The 16,802-nt window shown below is 38.5% G+C and carries 17 protein-coding genes; 8 read left to right on the top strand and 9 right to left on the bottom strand.

Annotated features, from left to right (window positions below):
* Positions 1-2 precede the first annotated feature (2 nt).
* Positions 3-482, top strand: a complete 480-nt coding sequence (locus E1I69_RS18385; RefSeq protein ID WP_136381015.1) for a hypothetical protein — start codon at positions 3-5, stop codon at positions 480-482.
* 233 nt (positions 483-715) lie between these two features.
* On the opposite strand, the gene mnhG is transcribed toward E1I69_RS18385, so the two are convergent.
* The 7 genes from mnhG to E1I69_RS18350 are packed head-to-tail and all read right to left on the bottom strand — an operon-like array spanning position 716 to position 6,532.
* Positions 716-1,093: a monovalent cation/H(+) antiporter subunit G gene (gene mnhG, locus E1I69_RS18380; protein WP_136381014.1), complete on the bottom strand. Its 378-nt coding sequence runs from the start codon at positions 1,091-1,093 to the stop codon at positions 716-718.
* Positions 1,068-1,355: a Na(+)/H(+) antiporter subunit F1 gene (locus E1I69_RS18375; protein WP_136381013.1), complete on the bottom strand. Its 288-nt coding sequence runs from the start codon at positions 1,353-1,355 to the stop codon at positions 1,068-1,070. The genes mnhG and E1I69_RS18375 overlap by 26 nt, the downstream gene beginning before the upstream one ends.
* A complete protein-coding gene (locus E1I69_RS18370) occupies positions 1,355-1,831 on the bottom strand; it encodes a Na+/H+ antiporter subunit E (RefSeq protein ID WP_136381012.1) in 477 nt (158 codons plus the stop codon). The genes E1I69_RS18375 and E1I69_RS18370 overlap by 1 nt, the downstream gene beginning before the upstream one ends.
* Positions 1,832-1,884: 53 nt before the next feature.
* Entirely contained in the window at positions 1,885-3,375 is a 1,491-nt protein-coding gene (locus E1I69_RS18365; protein WP_136381011.1) for a Na+/H+ antiporter subunit D, read from the bottom strand.
* On the bottom strand, positions 3,368-3,706 hold the full coding sequence (locus tag E1I69_RS18360; protein ID WP_136381010.1) for a Na(+)/H(+) antiporter subunit C: 339 nt from the start codon (positions 3,704-3,706) through the stop codon (positions 3,368-3,370). Before E1I69_RS18360 ends, E1I69_RS18365 begins: the two co-directional genes overlap by 8 nt.
* On the bottom strand, positions 3,706-4,131 hold the full coding sequence (locus tag E1I69_RS18355; protein ID WP_136381009.1) for a Na(+)/H(+) antiporter subunit B: 426 nt from the start codon (positions 4,129-4,131) through the stop codon (positions 3,706-3,708). Before E1I69_RS18355 ends, E1I69_RS18360 begins: the two co-directional genes overlap by 1 nt.
* The gene (locus E1I69_RS18350) at positions 4,115-6,532 is read right to left on the bottom strand and encodes a Na+/H+ antiporter subunit A (protein ID WP_136381008.1); all 2,418 of its coding nucleotides are present in this window, start codon (positions 6,530-6,532) and stop codon (positions 4,115-4,117) included. The genes E1I69_RS18355 and E1I69_RS18350 overlap by 17 nt, the downstream gene beginning before the upstream one ends.
* 252 nt (positions 6,533-6,784) lie before the next feature.
* Between E1I69_RS18350 and E1I69_RS18345 the strand changes: the two genes are divergently transcribed.
* Positions 6,785-7,474, top strand: coding sequence for a universal stress protein (locus E1I69_RS18345; protein WP_136381007.1), 690 nt, complete (start codon positions 6,785-6,787; stop codon positions 7,472-7,474).
* 101 nt (positions 7,475-7,575) lie between these two features.
* On the opposite strand, the gene E1I69_RS18340 is transcribed toward E1I69_RS18345, so the two are convergent.
* Positions 7,576-8,133: a tyrosine-type recombinase/integrase gene (locus tag E1I69_RS18340; protein ID WP_136381006.1), complete on the bottom strand. Its 558-nt coding sequence runs from the start codon at positions 8,131-8,133 to the stop codon at positions 7,576-7,578.
* Between the two features lie 246 nt (positions 8,134-8,379).
* On the opposite strand from E1I69_RS18340, the gene E1I69_RS18335 reads away from it, so the two are divergent.
* The 6 genes from E1I69_RS18335 to menC all read left to right on the top strand — a co-directional run bounded on the left by E1I69_RS18335 (position 8,380) and on the right by menC (position 15,969).
* Positions 8,380-10,596, top strand: coding sequence for a PQQ-binding-like beta-propeller repeat protein (locus E1I69_RS18335; RefSeq protein WP_136381005.1), 2,217 nt, complete (start codon positions 8,380-8,382; stop codon positions 10,594-10,596).
* A gap of 229 nt (positions 10,597-10,825) precedes the next feature.
* Complete coding sequence (locus tag E1I69_RS18330) at positions 10,826-11,866, top strand: TRAP transporter substrate-binding protein (RefSeq protein ID WP_136381004.1); 1,041 nt, start codon at positions 10,826-10,828, stop codon at positions 11,864-11,866.
* Between the two features lie 261 nt (positions 11,867-12,127).
* The gene (locus E1I69_RS18325) at positions 12,128-12,604 is read left to right on the top strand and encodes a TRAP transporter small permease (protein WP_242634638.1); all 477 of its coding nucleotides are present in this window, start codon (positions 12,128-12,130) and stop codon (positions 12,602-12,604) included.
* The gene (locus E1I69_RS18320) at positions 12,604-13,872 is read left to right on the top strand and encodes a TRAP transporter large permease (RefSeq protein ID WP_136381003.1); all 1,269 of its coding nucleotides are present in this window, start codon (positions 12,604-12,606) and stop codon (positions 13,870-13,872) included. Before E1I69_RS18325 ends, E1I69_RS18320 begins: the two co-directional genes overlap by 1 nt.
* Positions 13,873-14,025: 153 nt before the next feature.
* Positions 14,026-14,832, top strand: a complete 807-nt coding sequence (locus tag E1I69_RS18315) for a GNAT family N-acetyltransferase (protein WP_136381002.1) — start codon at positions 14,026-14,028, stop codon at positions 14,830-14,832.
* Between the two features lie 21 nt (positions 14,833-14,853).
* The gene (gene menC, locus E1I69_RS18310) at positions 14,854-15,969 is read left to right on the top strand and encodes an o-succinylbenzoate synthase (RefSeq protein ID WP_136381001.1); all 1,116 of its coding nucleotides are present in this window, start codon (positions 14,854-14,856) and stop codon (positions 15,967-15,969) included.
* An 83-nt stretch (positions 15,970-16,052) separates the two neighbouring features.
* On the opposite strand, the gene E1I69_RS18305 is transcribed toward menC, so the two are convergent.
* Positions 16,053-16,583 (bottom strand): cupin domain-containing protein, encoded by a 531-nt coding sequence (locus E1I69_RS18305; protein ID WP_136381000.1) that lies wholly within the window; start codon positions 16,581-16,583, stop codon positions 16,053-16,055.
* Positions 16,584-16,802: the final 219 nt, after the last annotated feature.

Here is a 16,802-nt window from a genome sequence, read left to right as displayed (position 1 = left end):
GGATGATTGAATATTGTATTTACAAAGGCAAAGTTTACAAGGTTACAATAAACGGTGATCTGTTAAACTTAACTAGTTATGATGTAAACGACAAACAAACGAATGGATTTAAGGACTACGTAGACGTCTTAGGAAGGCACCATATGGATATTTTTATAAAAGAACTTGCAATCTCAGATGCTGATTTAGTTTACCGTAAAACAGTATACGCAATATATAAAGGTAAGGAATTTGAAACATATGGCGTTGATTCCTCTACTTTAGAAAAGAATTACATTCTACTATTTAGCATGGATTATGAGGACGTATATGACTATGGTTTTTTAAAACACGAGCAGTTTGTCTACCAAAAGGAAGTTTTACTTAATGATATTGATGCATTAGTTGAAATTAAAAAGCCGATTTTAAAATGGGAGAACCAGCCTGAGTTACGGAAAACAATTCCCACCAACATGATTGGAGCATATTTAAGTCAAATTTAAAAATTGCCTAACCTGAATTGTAGGTTAGGCAATTTTGGAAACAAGGTAAGACATGTCACTTCGTCTATATGAAGGACATTTCGGCATTGATTTCGATTCGTTTAGTCCTTCATCGGGCTTATGAAGGACGTTCCGACCCAATTTCGATTCGTTTTGTCCTTCATCAAACACAGTCCCGAAACTATCACTGGAACCACAAGAACCGTCCCTCTGGCCCCGAACCGTCCCATGCCTTACTGTTCCCTCTCGCCTTCGATTTCGATGATTCCCTTCAGGTCGTCCTGGACACTTTGTGGGGCGAGGGGTACTTTGGAGCGGTAGGCGGAGCGGACGATGACGTGCGCTGCGACTGGGGCGGTTAGGAATACAAAGAAGATTCCTAGAAATAGACGAATGCTGAATGTTCCTTCCATGATAAAAAATAGAAATGTCCCTACTAAGGTAAATAGAACACCCATCGTCGAGCTCTTTGAGGCTGCATGAGCACGTGAGTATAAATCTGGTAACCGGATCAGCCCAACTGCACTAAAAAAACTAAAGATGGTCCCGACTAAAATTGATATTGCCGCAATGACTTCTAATACCTCAATCGGATTGTTTACGTCGCTCAATGACCACACCTCTTTCAATAAATCTCGCAAAAGCAATTGTTCCGATGAAGGAAAGGATCCCGATTAATAAAATCACCTCAAAAAATCCGGTATTCCTTAAAAACACCGAAAAAATAGCAACCCCTGAAATGATATTTATTCCTAATACATCTAGTGCCTGAATTCGGTCAGAGGCAGACGGTCCTTTAACTAAGCGGTATATCGTAGCAAAAATAGCAAATGTCAGAAATGCCATTGATATGATTAAAATTGTTTTGATCATTAGCGTGTCACCCTCTTTATTGCCTCTTCGAATTTAGCTGTTGAGCGTATCACAGCATCACTTGATTCCGGGATATCCATTGCATGAATATAAAACTTTTTCTCATCGTGTGAAACTTCCACAACGACTGAACCTGGAGTTAAGGTTAATAACATGGCGAGCAAGGTTATTTCCAGGTCTCCTTCCAATTCTGTCTCTAGGGTAAAAATGCCCGGAGTAATATTTATCTTAGGCCGCATAACCTGCTTTACCACTAACACGCTTGAGGTGAATAACTCATGAATAAAGACGAGAAATAACTTAACAATGGCAAGTAAAGTCACCAAATAAAATTGATGTAGAAAGTATCTCCGTAAGATAAAAAGCACGATTAAACCAAACAAATAACCACTAAAGAAGGTGAGAATGGTCCAACTATCTTGAAGAAACATCCAAATAAAACCGATAAACAAATTGATTAATACTTGCATGGGCATTGATACCACCCCTTTCTTATAAACAAACCGTGTAAAACGATACTTTCATTCTTCTATTCCACAAAAGCTCCACCCAATACTGCTTCAATATAGATGTTTGGATTCATAATAGTTTCCACCGCAAGATCAACGTACTCGCTAATCCCTTCTGCCCCTACGCCAAGTGCAATCGTTAAAGCTGTAAGAATGCCCATTGGAAGTAGCATACCTTTTAATGATTTGGTTTCACTTTCTTCAGGTACGTCCGTGTATCCCCAAAATCCGACCATAAAGATTTTCATAATGGAGTATAGAACCATTAAACTACTGAGTAATCCAATTCCACCTAGCCAAAAATAACCGGAGGCAAACGTTCCCTCTGTGATAAAGATTTTCCCTAAAAATCCACTAAGGGGTGGTATACCCGAAAGAGATAATGCTGCGATAAAAAACATCCAGCCGAATTTCGGTTGTAACCGCATGATTCCACTAAATTCTTTTAAATGACTAGTCCCCGTGAAATAAATAATGGTTCCCCCTAATAAAAAGATGAGCGCCTTCACGATCATATCGTGGATTAGATAATAGATAGAACCCGTGATTCCTTCTGCTGTAAGCGAAGCGACTCCCGCTAATATAAAGCCAACACCCACGACTACATTGTAGGTAATTATTTTTTTAACATCCCAATAGGCGACTGCGCCAAATGCTCCTAGTAGCATCGTAATGGCCGCCAAAATTCCGATTAATAAATGGGTCACCTCTGGCTCATGATAGAACACAAGCGTAAACACCCTCATAATCGAATAAATCCCTACCTTTGTTAACAGTGCTGCAAAGATAGCTGCAATCGCCGTTGGTGGGGCACTGTATGATCCTGGTAGCCAAAAGAATAAAAACAAACCTGCTTTTAGACTAAATACAATTAAAAATAAAATCGCTACCGTTGTCATGACGCCATCTTGACCAACCTCAGCAATACGAACAGATAAATGAGCCATATTCAATGTCCCTGTCATCGCATATAAATAAGCAACTGCCACTAAAAATAAAAATGACGATATTAAGTTCACTAAAATATATTTGATAGATTCGCGAAGTTGGATTTTCATGCCACCTAAAGAAATCAAGACATATGAAGAAACAAGCATGACTTCAAAACAAACGAATAAGTTAAAAATATCCCCTGTCAAAAAGGAACCATTTACACCAGTGATCAAAAACAAAAAGAGCGGATAAAAATAAAATAATTCTCTTTTCTCCCCGATTGTTTTAAACGCATAAATTAGACAACAGAACGTCACAATACTCGTGACCATGACAAGGATTACAGCTAACATGTCGGCAACCATACTTACTCCAAACGGGGCTTCCCAACCACCTAATTGGAGAACCTGAATTCCTTCTATTTTAATCCGATGCATTAGCACCAGAGAAATGATGAAAACACTGATTACTGCAACAAGACTAAGTACCCTGTGCAGCCGTATATTTTTTCGAAATATAACCATAATCATCCCAACAATAATTGGAATGATAATTGGAAAAATAACTAAATTACCCATCGTTTTTACCTCTCAAGCTTCTTGTATCGTCCGTGCCTAGGACCTTATATGCACGGTAACTTAGCACTAAAAATAATGCTGTTGTTGCAAAGTTGATAACTATCGCTGTTAAAAGTAGTGCCTGTGGCAAAGAATCTACATAGGATAACCCCTTTATTCCCAGCAAAGGAGGTCCGCCTTTTTCAAGCCCTCCCATTGTAATAATGAGTAAGTTCACACTATGACCGAGTATAGAGGTTCCTAAAATGATTCGTAATAGAGTTTTCGTTAAGATCAGATAAATCCCGATCGTAAATAAGATTCCTACTAAAATTGACATTAAAGTTTCCATTACCTGTCATCACCTATACTCATAATAATTGTGAGCGATGTTCCTATAACTGCCAAGGCGACACCTACATCAAATAAAACAGCTGAAGCGATTTCCGTCTTTCCGAAAACAGGAAGTTCAAAATATCCAAAAGTTTGTGTTAAAAATGGAGCATCAAACAAGATGCTGCCAAGTCCTGTACCAACTGCGATTAAGACCCCTATCGCTGCAACCACTTTAAAATCGAGAGGCAGATTTTTTCGAACCGTTTCAATATCATAAGTGAGGAACAGAAGAACCAATCCCGCCGAAAATGTTAAACCTCCAATGAATCCACCGCCGGGATGGTGGTGACCCGAAATAAACAAGTTGATGGCAAAAGTAAAAATGATAATTACTGCAACCTTCGTTACGCTACGTATAATGACATCATTTGGCTCTTTCATCTGATCCCTCCTTCGCTAAACGTAGTTTGATTAATGAATACACACCGAGACCTGCAATACTTAAAACAAGAATTTCTAACATCGTATCAATCCCACGGAAATCAACGAGTATGGCATTAACGATATTTTTTGCGCCTGCAAGCTCGTATGCATTTTCATAGTAGCTTGAAATAGAATCAAAAAGTCGATTTCCATTCACAGATAAAGCCACGATTGTTACGACTGCTCCTGCCCCAATAGAAATAAGCGCATTCGTTAACTTAAATGGAATTTGACTAATTTCCTTGCGCAATTGCGGTAAGTGATAAAAACAAAGCAAGAAAAGTGCTGTTGTTACAGTCTCCACAACAAGTTGTGTTAACGCTAAATCAGGCGCTCTGAATAATACAAAGAAGAATGCAACTAAAAATCCTAGAGCCCCCACCGAAACAATGGACGTAATTCTTGATTTTGAGAATAACACTGTACCGGCTGAAACAACCGCAACAATCATGACGGCTATTTCGAAAAACGTAACCGGTGCGTCATTTGAAGAATCAAAGGATACTCCGTCCAATAACCAAATAGATCCTCCGACAACTAAAATCAAAAAGCCAATGATATAAACGAGATAGTCCCGTATATAACCGGTCATGTAAAAATTTGTGATTGAACCAGAAATCTGCTCCATTTTATTTAAAGCCAGATTGTAAAGATTGTTGATCGTTAAGGACTGTGGATAAAAATTATAAACTTTGTACCACTTTCTAAGATTGAGATAAAGAACCGCCCCCAGAACAACAACCCCGATTGTCATCCATAACTCCAGGCTGAAAAAGCCATGCCAAGCTTTTATTTTAAGATCTACTACCTCTGCCTCTGAAAGCACAGGTAATACGGAAGTTAATGCTGGCTTTAATAAATAGTTTGAAAGGAGATTAGGGAAAAAGAAGCCAACAATCACAAGCGAACCTAGAATAATTGGTGAAATCAGCATGCCTAGTGGTGCTTCATGGACAACACGATCATTGTCGAGTTTATATTTCCCTCTAAACGTTTTAAATACAAGGATCATACAATAAATGAAAGTAAAGACACTTGCTATCCATGCAATAATCGGAATAAGTATCCCAATTGTCCCCATGTGGAAAAACTCCATGTTTGCAGCGTTATTTACCGCTGCAAAAAACATTTCTTTACTTAAGAAACCATTAAATGGAGGCAATCCTGCCATTGAAAAACCACCGATTACGGTAAGTGTGAAAGATATTGGCATTAGATGGATGAGTCCACCCAGTCTTCGAATATCACGAGTCCCCGTTTCATGGTCAATAATCCCTACTACCATAAAGAGACTTCCCTTAAAGGTTGAGTGATTAACTAAATGAAAAATAGCTGCAAAGATGGCAGTACCATAAATGACAGTTTCGTCTCCTAATCCGAAATACATGGCAGCAGAACCAAGACCCAAAAGGCTCATAATTAAACCTAATTGACTGATGGTTGAATAAGCTAATAGTGCTTTTAAATCCGTCTGCCTCACCGCATTGACGGAGCCATAAAGCAGCGTAATTAATCCCACACCTGTAACCAACCAAAACCAAACGTTTGAGCCACCAAAAATAGGCGTGAGTCGTGCGACTAAATAGATCCCCGCTTTTACCATTGTGGCTGAGTGCAAGTATGCACTGATAGGTGTTGGAGCTTCCATCGCATCTGGTAGCCAAATGCTAAACGGAAACTGAGCTGATTTTGTAAAGGCTCCGAGAAGAATTAATACCATTGCCGGAATGAATAAAGCACTTGATGTAATTGTATCAACATTTATCAGCATTTCACGAATACTATACGTTCCAGAACTACTCGAAATCATAACAAGACCAGCAAGCATCGCTAAACCACCAAAAATCGTAATCAACATTGATTTTTGTGCACCATAGCGTGATTTTTCACGTTCATACCAGTACGCAATTAATAAGAAGGAAGACACACTTGTCATTTCCCAAAATACATATAACACAAAAACATTATCGGAAAATACTAGCCCGAGCATCGCTCCCATAAACATCAGTAAATACACATAGAAGTTATGGAGTGCTTCACGTTCTTTCGATAAATAAAAAATGGAATATAAAATGACCAATGCACCTATACCCGTTATTAACAAACCAAAAATTAGACCTAAACCATCGATATAGGCAGTAAAGTTGATATCATAGGATGGCATCCAAGGAATGCTTGAGATGATGGTATTCCCGTTTGCAATAGTGGGAATAAATGTTATAAGATAAGAAAATATCAGAAGTGGCACGAAGAGAACGAACCAGCCTGTGTGAATTCTTGGGGTAAATGTTTTATATAATATAGGAACAAACACGGCAAAAATAAATGGTAACATGATTAAAAATTGGAACCAATGCAATGGAATCCCCTCCTTAAATACGGATATTTTTTACAAATCACGTTAATGGATTGACTCATTTTGTAGCATGCGATATAGTCATACATAGTTTATAAATATATAGACATTTTTTTATTTTTTTAGGTGGTGTGTTAAATGTATGCCCAGCTAAATTAAGGGGCTTCTCTCTATAAGAGTTCCTTATTTCTAGGTATTTATGAAACGGAAATTGGCTAGGCCAATGATTTCACATCAACTCTGAGGTGAGTACTAATGAAATTGATAAAAGAAAGAATGGACGAGAGTATTCTTGTCTGTGTATATTATGGACCAAATGGTGAACGTCTCATCCAACGTGGATGCAAGATTGCAAAAATGCTAGATTGCCCACTCTATATCCTAACCGTAGACCCAAAGCCTTTCGATGACCTTGATCCTGAAAAGGTAAGCTACATTGAGAGATGGAAAGAACTAGCTGACCAACATAGTGCGGATGCGTTTATTATAAAAGACAATGAAAAAAGACCCATCTCAAAAGTGATTGCAGATGTTGCAAGAGAGAAAAACGTTACTCAAATCATCCTTGGGCAAACCGCGCAAAGTCGTTGGGAGCAAATTGCAAAAGGGTCAATTATTAACTCACTTTTAAAAGAAATCCCTTTTGTTGACCTCCATATCATTTCAGTTGCACGTTACCTTAAATATACGGAAGGTCAATTTGAAAAAGGAGTTCGTGCATATCTAGTCCAAGACGATGAGCAATATCGTCTTATCTTTAAACATACAAAAGATGTGATCTATGAAGGAATCTTCTTCAAAGAATTTGGCACTGACTTTAATAATGGAATTTTTAAATTTATGAAGGATCAGAAGACGTTACAGGTCCAAGTAAATGATGATATCGTAACTGATTTTACAAATGTTGATATGAATCCAAATATAGATGATGATAACTTCTTATAAAACCTCCACCTCTTTGGTGGAGGTTTTTTTAGGTCCAGACGATGTGAGTCATAAAGACGAATAGATCAAGGACGTGGCGCTTTTAATCTTCGATCCGCTGATTATAGGTTTACATCCACTTTTACTAAATTCTTTTCTTCCTTATTGATTCCGATATACTTGAATGTCTCTGATGGGGAGTGATGATTATAAATATCCATTAAGATGGATATTGCAATACCTTTTAGGTAGGCATGATAACCAAATGTTTTCCGAAGCGTATGTGTCCCAATCTTTCCAGGTATCCCAACTTCTCTAGCAGCATGGTTGATAATTCGATAAGCCTGTTGCCTAGAAATTGGTTGGTTATCCTTCTTTGATTTAAATAAAAAATCACTGCCTTTACACTCAATCGTGCGTAAATACTCACTCAGTTCATTCTTGATCATATTGTTTAGGTAGTAGGCTTTTAGTTCTCCACTATCCTTCACATATAGAAATTCCTTCATACCTGAATCATCCCATACGTCCTCAATACGTAATGAGAGCAAATCACTTATCTTAATTCCTGTATTTATCCCGAATACAAAAAGCAAAAGGTCTCGTTGTGACTGCTTTTTTAACACAGATTTGATTTCATTAATTTTGGTTACATCCCTAATTGGATCGACAAACTCCATCGGTTTATCCTCCCGCTAATGTTACATAACTTAAAATTAACATAGCTTAAGTAACATGACAAGATAATTGCTTACAAATTTACTCAAGAAAGTTTTCCCTGTTTCGTTTGGAATATTAGTAAGACAGCGAAAATTCCCCCTCAAAATCTATCACAAAGAAGGATTATTTTATTTAAAGCCGGGCAAATTATAAAAAGTTATTTTAGCAATTATCACCATTATCACTATGGAAAGGAGTTTTTAGGCATGAGAAAGTTTGTATGGATTATCATCGCCTTACTGCTTGTGATTGCCATCGGAGCCGGTGTAATTATTTCAAATAATATCGGGGACGAAGAGCAGGCGGAACAAGGCGTTGAAAACCAAAAGAAAGAAAATCAAAAGGTAGACAAGAGTAAGCATTTTTCAGTACAGCACAAGGATTATCCAGGGAAATTAGCTCCAAAATTTTCGGCTGATGATTTAACAGCTGCACCAGCAGGTGACTGGATCACTCACGGTGGAAGTATCTTTAATGGAAGGTACTCTCCATTGGAAAAAATCAATAAATCAAATGTAAAAGGTTTAAAAGCTGAATGGGTCACAAGTTTAGGTTCAGGTTATGAATTTAAGTACTCTGGTGAAGCTACGCCAATCGTTTATGATGGAGTCATGTTCACCATTACCGGAGCAGATGACGTTCAAGCAATTGACGCAAAAACAGGTGAATTAATATGGGAATACCGTCCTGAATTAGCTGCAAATCTAGATACTGTCTGCTGTGGTTGGACAAGTAGAGGTGTTGGTTTAGGAGATGGAAAGGTTTATGTTGGACTGTTAGATGCTAGGTTAATTGCCTTGGATCAAAAAACAGGCGAAATTATCTGGGAAACAAAAGTAGAGGATTGGGAAAAAGGATACAATATTACAAGTGCCCCCCTTTATTATAACGGAATGGTATATACGGGAGTTGCTGGTGGCGAATATGGGATTCGTGGATTTGTTGCTGCCTTCGATGCCGAGAAGGGAGAACAAGTTTGGAAAACTCATACTGTCCCAGGACCTGATGAAGTTGGACATGACACTTGGCCACAGGATAATGATTCCTGGAAGAGAGGTGGAGCAGCTGTATGGCAAACACCTGCTATTGACCCGGAGCTAGGCCTCCTCTATCTCTCTACTGGTAATCCATCACCAGACCTTGATGGAAGCAAACGTGAAGGAGACAATTTGTTTGCTGATTCTGTACTCGCCTTAGACGCAAAAACAGGTGAATACAAATGGCACTTCCAGGAAGTTCATCATGATATATGGGATATGGATGCGCCAAACCCTGTTGTTCTTTTTGACGTTGAAATGGATGGTAAGCAGAGAAAAGGGATTGCACAAGCTGGGAAAACGGGCTGGCTTTACATTTTAGATCGAACAAATGGGAAGCCGCTTGTCGGAATTGAAGAGAAGCCCGTTCCACAGGATGAAAGACAAAAAACAGCTGCAACTCAGCCGTTCCCAGTCGGGGATGCTTTTATCCCTCAGGGAGTGACAGAGGAAGATGTCAAAAAGGATTTTCCTAGCGATTGGAAAGGCAAAATCGGAGACATCTTCACACCTTTCTGGGACGAATTCGTCACCCTAAAACCGTCCCCACAAGGTGGGGCAAACTGGCCACCTTCGGCATATAATCCAAATACTGAGCTTTTCTACTTATTAGCAAACGATACGTATTTCTCATTCTCACATCGTGAAGAGGATGAGGCGAACAATTACAAAGAAGGCGAAGTATGGCTTGGAAGTGTATGGCAACCGGTAAATGGTGCTCCTGGTCGTGGTGTTGTAACAGCCATGGATATTAAAACAAATAAAATTGTATGGCAAAAACATTGGGATCAAATTGCCTATAGTGGACTATTGACGACAAAAGGAGATCTTCTATTTGCAGGACACAACGACGGAAGAATCATTGCATTCGATGCCACTAATGGGGATGAATTATGGGAATTTAAAATGGATGCAGGAGCAAACGCACCTCCTATCACTTATGAAATTGATGGAAAACAATATATCTCTATTTTTGCTGCGGGTAACTCACTTGCAGGGACTACACATGGTGACAAGATTTACACCTTCTCACTAGAAGGCGCTTATGCATCCCTAGAAGATATACCTGAAGACAAAATCAACATTTCACCAACTGCCAACGACCCTGCTGCAACCGATAAGAAGCAGGATGCAGAAGAAGGAGACAAATCATCTGTACATGAGGGCGCAGATATATATAAAAACAACTGTTTAGCATGTCACGGTGACAATGGTGAAGGCGGTCATAATGGACCAAATTTACAGAAGAGCGACATGCTGAAAGATAAGGACCAATTGCTCAATCAAATTCAAAATGGTAGCGCCGGTATGCCTCCATTTAAGGACACACTAGATGATAATCAAATAAATGCGTTAGTTGAGTATTTACAAAGCCTTGGTAAATAACAGGAAAGGGAATCGTTATTGAACGATTCCCTTTTTCCTTTTTATTAAGACCCAACGTCCAAAACGTTATATAAATATAATAAATTGCCACTCCGATAAAAAATCCTCCTACTTTACCGCTTTCACGAAAAAAATTATCAAAAAACATAAAATATTGTAGAAAAATGAAAAAAAGGTGTTATAATGTTCAATATCATATAAAATTTTCTGACAATAAGGGGGCTTTATCGTGAAAGGAAGAAAACTTTCATGGATGGTACTTTTTCTAGTGTTTGCATTAGTTTTAGCAGCATGTGGAGGGACTGAATCCAGCAAAGAAAGCGACTCATCAGCATCTGAGGGCGCTAAAGACGATGGAAAAACATACACATTTAAGGCGGGGCATTCTCAAACAGAAGAGCACCCTTATCACCTTGCATTACTTGATTTAGCGAAAAACGTGAAAGAACGTACAGATGGAAAAGTGAACATTGAAATTTTCCCACTAAACCAATTAGGTGCAGAGAGAGAATTAACAGAAGCACTTACACTTGGAACTGCTGATATGTCCATTTCATCAACAGCACCAATTGCAAACTTCTATCCACAAATCGGAATTGTTGATTTACCATTCTTATTTGAATCAAGAGAGCATGCATACAGTGTTCTTGATAGACAAGTTGGTCAAGATCTCTTAGCTGGTATGGAAGATGTAGGACTTGTAGGTCTTGCTTGGGCTGAAAATGGTTTCCGCCATATCACAAACAGCAAGCATCCTATTACAAAACCTGAAGACTTAAAAGGTTTAAAAATCCGTACTCAAGAAAACCAAATTCACCTTGATGCATTCAATGCACTAGGCGCACAACCAACTCCAATGGCTTGGAATGAAGCATTAACTGCCCTTCAACAAGGCGTAGTTGACGCACAGGAAAATCCATTAATTATTGCTGACACGTATAAGCTTTATGATTCAAACCAAAAATACATGACGTTAACAGGACATATTTATTCACCTGCCGTTGTAATGTTTAGTAAATCTGTTTGGGATACACTTCCTGCTGAATACCAAGACATTCTTAAGGAAGAAGCAAAAATTGCTGGTGATAAAGTACGCGAACTAAGTACACAAGCCGACACAGATTCTTTACAAGTTGTTAAAGACGCGGGCATGGAAGTAATCGAAGATGTTGATGTACAACCATTCCGTGATGCCATTCAGTCTGTATATGAAAAATACGAAAAAGACTTTGGTAAAGAAAACATCGAAGCCATCTTAAACGGAAATTAATCTAAATAAAAAAACTTGGTGAGTGCTAAGCACACCAAGTTTTTAACTTTATTCAGGCGGGGTTTGAACCCCGACTGAATAAAGTTAAAAGCCTCCGGCGGATGCCACAGATTTTCAAAGGAAACTTTTCGAGCATAAGATCAAAGACTAAAAACGCCACTTCCTGTGGCAACGTCTTTGTGACCCACCTCGTGTGGGCCTAAAAAATCTGGGCGCAAATACACCAAGGCGTATTTGATTTGAATATAAGGGGAAATACAGGTGATTAAAAAGATAGTAGATTTTATAAATGGAATTTTTAAGTGGATACTGATCGTTCTGTTTTTTGTTTTAGTAGTTGTTGTCTTTTTACAGGTTATCTTCCGATTCGTGCTTGAGCAGCCATTAGCATGGACTGAGGAATTAGGACGTTATTTACTCGTGTGGACCACGTTCCTTGGGGCAGGCTATGGAATGAGTGTAAAAGCACACCCCGGGGTCGAAATTCTCTATGAAGCATTTGGACCAACCGTAAAGAAAATACTAAATGTGGTTATTTCAATTCTTGTTATCTTTTTCTTTTGGCAGGTTATCGTTCACAGCTTTGACTTTATCGGACGTAGCATGATTCAGAAGTCTCCTGTCCTCCAGATACCAATGGGATATATCTATACAGTCATTCCGATATCTAGCATCCTGTTCATTATCAATCTGCTTTATGTCGTCATTTCCGAATGGAATAAGGAGGCGAAGAACTAATGGCTTGGTTACTTTTTGGGATCTTACTCGTTCTTTTCTTTATTAATATACCAATCGCAGTTGCTCTTGGTCTCGCTTCTATGATTGTATTGATGATTCAAGATAATGTACCATTAATGGTTATTGTCCAAAAAATGTTCACAGCAACAGACTCTTTTACATTAATGGCTGTCCCTTTCTTCATCCTTGCTGGTAAGCTAATGGAGGTTGGCGGAATTTCGAAAAGGCTAGTTGACTTTGCGATGACGATTGTTGGTAGAATGCACGGTGGTCTAGCAATTGTTTCCGTTGTAACATGTATGTTCTTTGCTGCTATTTCAGGATCTGGTGCGGCAACAACAGCAGCCGTTGGGGCCATCATGATTCCAGCCATGGTTCAAAAAGGTTATGATAAGAGCTTCTCTACTGCTATTCAAGCAGCTGGTGGTACAATCGGTGTTATGATTCCACCAAGTGTTCCAATGATTTTATTTGGTGTAATCGCTGGTGCATCGATTAGTGATTTATTTATCGCTGGAATATTACCTGGTATTTTTGTTGGGATTTCTTTAATTGCAGTTGCTTACATTATTTCTAAAAAACGTGGTTATGGGAAAGAAGAAAAGAGCTCTATGGGGGATGTCTTCACATCCTTTAATCGAGCAATCCTAGCGATTTTAATGCCTGTTATCATTCTTGGTGGAATCTACGGCGGCGTCTTCACTCCAACTGAAGCTTCTGTTGTAGCTGTTGTTTATGGATTAATTGTTGGTCTATTTATTTATCGTGAAATTAAGTGGAAGGATTTACCGGAGGTCTTTATCCAATCAGCTGTTACATCGGCGGTTATTATGTTTATTATTGCCTGTGCATCGATTTTTGGATTTATTTTAACAAGGGAACAAATTCCACTTCAAATTACAAATGCGCTACTTGAAATTTCATCAAATCCGATTATCGTACTGATTATTATTAATATCATTCTATTAATTGTAGGTACATTTTTAGAAACATCGGCTGCGATTATCATCATGGCACCAATCTTGCTTCCAGTTACAACAGCTGTTGGTATCGACCCAGTTCACTTTGGAGTTATCATGGTCGTAAACCTTGCAATTGGTTTCATCACACCACCAGTTGGGATTAACTTATTCGTAGCTTCCAATATTGCTAACCTACGATTAGAAAAAGTGGTTCGGGCGATCATTCCGTTCCTCCTTATGTTAATTGTAGACATCATCATTATTAGTTTTGTACCGGAAATTAGTTTGTTTTTCTTAGATAAATAACGTAAAAGTGCTTCTTCCATGAACCTATGGAATGCAAGCACTTTTTTTTCGTATATATCCCCCTCTTCTAAAAAATTCGATAATTCATCGTTATCATTTATAATAATAGGTATGAGTTTAATAACTTTGAATCGGAACACTAGGAGGACAACGATGCAACAAGATATTTTATCAACCATGATCATTAAGAATGTAAAATCCATTGCCGATTTGCAGCAGGTTCACAAATTAGAATCGATGGTTTGGAGCCCTGAGGACACGGTTCCAATCAGTCATACAGCTGCAACCATAAAAAACGGCGGATTTATATTAGGTGCATTTTACAAAGAAGAACTCATTGGTTTTCAATATAGTTTTCCTGGCTTCAACGGCAAAAAGCCTTACCTAGTCTCTCATAGTCTAGGAATTCACTCTGATTATCGCAAGCAAGGAATCGGTGAAAAATTAAAACATGAACAAAGGAAATTGGCAGCCGAAATGGGATATGATTTAATCTCTTGGACCTATGACCCTCTTGAAACAGTGAACGGTAATTTGAACCTACATAAATTAGGTGCAGTCTGTACCTCTTATATCGAAAATGCCTATGGAGAAATGACGGACGGCATGAATGACGGGATTTCCACGGATCGTTTTGTAGTAGAATGGTCTGTTACTGAAACGAATAGCGAGAACAGAAATTGCGATATAAGTGCGTCCACCGTCTTAATCCAAACTAAATTTATAGATGGGTGTTTAACGCCTGGAGAAATAGAGTTGGAAGAATCCAGCGAGGCTTTGTTCGTTCCGGTGCCAGGTAATTTTCAAGAAATAAAGAAAATGAACTTTGATACTGCGTTACAGTGGAGAGAAAAAACAAAAAAGGTGTTTACTCATTATTTGGAACACGGTTGGGTTGTCACAGATTTAGTGAAGGACCCTGAAAATAACGGGCACTACATGTATCTTCTAGAAAAATAATGTGTACGAGGAGATTCAAGCATGGAAATTAAAAGTATTGTTTTGCGATATATGAGAATGCGATTGCTCTATCCTTTTAAAACGAGTGTTGGAACATTAGCAGATAAAGACTTTATCTTAGTAGAAGTGAAATCCAAAAGTGGCCTCTCTGGTTGGGCGGAAACCGTCTCTGATGCCATTCCAATTTATCATGAAGAAACGGTTAAAACCAATTGGCATATGCTGAAGGATATTTTAATACCGAAGCTTATGAATACTGAGATTCAACATCCTGACGATGTGTCAAATGCATTCAAGGATTTACGCGGAAACTATAATGCCAAGGCTGCCTTAGATGGCGCGATTTGGGACCTCTTCGCAAAGGAACAGGGAATCTCATTGGCTAAAGCCATTGGCGGTGTAAAAGACAAAATTGAAGTCGGAGTAAGTGTTGGCATCCAAAAGTCTGAAAAAGAACTCCTTCAAAAAATTGAAGGCTTTGTTTCTAAAGGCTACAAGCGCATTAAAGTCAAAATTATGCCTGGTTGGGACATGAATATTTTAAAAGCAATTCGCCGGGAGTTTCCTGATATTCCGCTAATGGCAGATGCAAATTGTGCGTATACCATTGATGATATTCCCTACCTTACACAATTGGATGAGTTCAATCTGATGATGGTTGAGCAGCCATTCGGCTTTGATGATTTAATTGATCATGCAAGACTGCAAAAAGAATTAAAGATCCCTATCTGCCTAGATGAATCGATCCACACGGCAGAAGATGTTCGAAAAGCAATTGAAATTGGAAGTGGAAAAATCATGAATCTTAAAATTGGTCGGGTTGGCGGAATCACTGAATCCTTAAGGATTCATGACTTGTGTATAAAAAACAATATTCCGATGTGGTGTGGAGGAATGCTTGAAGCAGGAATCGGGCGAGCACATAATATCGCGATTACGAGTCTAGCAAACTTCATTTTACCCGGAGATACCGCCCCATCTGCCCATTATTGGCAAGATGACATTATTACCCCGGAAGTCACAATGAAGGATGGGTATATTGAGGTTCCAAACGGTCCCGGTATTGGCTATGAACCGAACAGGGATAAAATTGAGGATTTTATGTTGTATAGTGAGACGTTTCATAATCATAGTTGATGGTAACAGAAAAGGGAAGGTTCACTTCTGAAATATGAAGAATCCTTCCCTTTCGTTTTTGAGCATATCGCAGTATTTCATTTTTAATGATGCTCTTGTTGTTCAGCTTCCATTTTCGTTCTATGAACCGTACCGAATGGATGATTTGGTGGTGCATAGATGGAATAAAGTTTTAATGGAATGTTTCCTGTATTCGTGACATTGTGCCACGTTCCTGCAGGTATGAAAATGGCTGAGTCCTCATTGACTTCACGTACAAAGTTCAAATGATCTTTACTTTTCCCCATTTGAACAATGCCATGCCCTTGTTCAAGACGCAAGAATTGGTCGACATTTGGATGCACTTCCAAACCAATATCTTCCCCAACATGAAGACTCATTAAGGTCACTTGCAAATGGTTTCCCGTCCAAATCGCTGTACGATACGTATTGTTAAGTTTTGAAGCTTCATTGATATTGATTACATATGGCCTTTTTCCATGATCCTTGAAATCAATTGGTTCTCTGTGCATCGGTGTATGATGATATCCCCATTGGTTCCAGTAATGCATCGGTACATTCATATAGTACGGGTGATGATGGTAATGATGATACATATTCGGTACATAATACATTTTTTCATGATCCCTCCACGATTTGATAAATTATCCTATGCATATATAACCGTGAAGGTAACCTATTTTTTAGAGGGAGACAGAGGCTCGTCCCCACTAGCTTTGCATAATTGCATTTATTTTGATAAAAAGTAATATATTTACAGTTAGTTTTTTTGCTTGGGAGCTAAAACAACAATCATGAATAAAATTGTTGTTTGTTCCCATTTTTTGGTATTT

Origin of the sequence: Bacillus timonensis (assembly GCF_004799755.1) — a bacterium.
GTDB lineage: Bacteria > Bacillota > Bacilli > Bacillales > Bacillaceae_L > Ferdinandcohnia > Ferdinandcohnia timonensis_A.
Note: the sequence above shows the minus strand (reverse complement) of the source record. Positions and strands in the feature narration are given on the sequence as shown.

What these genes read in the sequence shown, in the direction of transcription:
- E1I69_RS18345 (WP_136381007.1), top strand. Translation starts at nt 6,785, where the DNA reads ATGAAATTGATAAAAGAAAGAATGGACGAGAGTATTCTTGTCTGTGTA.
- E1I69_RS18340 (WP_136381006.1), bottom strand. Translation starts at nt 8,133, where the DNA reads ATGGAGTTTGTCGATCCAATTAGGGATGTAACCAAAATTAATGAAATC.
- E1I69_RS18375 (WP_136381013.1), bottom strand. Translation starts at nt 1,355, where the DNA reads ATGATCAAAACAATTTTAATCATATCAATGGCATTTCTGACATTTGCT.
- E1I69_RS18305 (WP_136381000.1), bottom strand. Translation starts at nt 16,583, where the DNA reads ATGTATTATGTACCGAATATGTATCATCATTACCATCATCACCCGTAC.
- E1I69_RS18370 (WP_136381012.1), bottom strand. Translation starts at nt 1,831, where the DNA reads ATGCCCATGCAAGTATTAATCAATTTGTTTATCGGTTTTATTTGGATG.
- E1I69_RS18365 (WP_136381011.1), bottom strand. Translation starts at nt 3,375, where the DNA reads ATGGGTAATTTAGTTATTTTTCCAATTATCATTCCAATTATTGTTGGG.
- E1I69_RS18355 (WP_136381009.1), bottom strand. Translation starts at nt 4,131, where the DNA reads ATGAAAGAGCCAAATGATGTCATTATACGTAGCGTAACGAAGGTTGCA.
- E1I69_RS18335 (WP_136381005.1), top strand. Translation starts at nt 8,380, where the DNA reads ATGAGAAAGTTTGTATGGATTATCATCGCCTTACTGCTTGTGATTGCC.
- E1I69_RS18320 (WP_136381003.1), top strand. Translation starts at nt 12,604, where the DNA reads ATGGCTTGGTTACTTTTTGGGATCTTACTCGTTCTTTTCTTTATTAAT.
- menC (WP_136381001.1), top strand. Translation starts at nt 14,854, where the DNA reads ATGGAAATTAAAAGTATTGTTTTGCGATATATGAGAATGCGATTGCTC.
- E1I69_RS18315 (WP_136381002.1), top strand. Translation starts at nt 14,026, where the DNA reads ATGCAACAAGATATTTTATCAACCATGATCATTAAGAATGTAAAATCC.
- E1I69_RS18385 (WP_136381015.1), top strand. Translation starts at nt 3, where the DNA reads ATGATTGAATATTGTATTTACAAAGGCAAAGTTTACAAGGTTACAATA.
- E1I69_RS18360 (WP_136381010.1), bottom strand. Translation starts at nt 3,706, where the DNA reads ATGGAAACTTTAATGTCAATTTTAGTAGGAATCTTATTTACGATCGGG.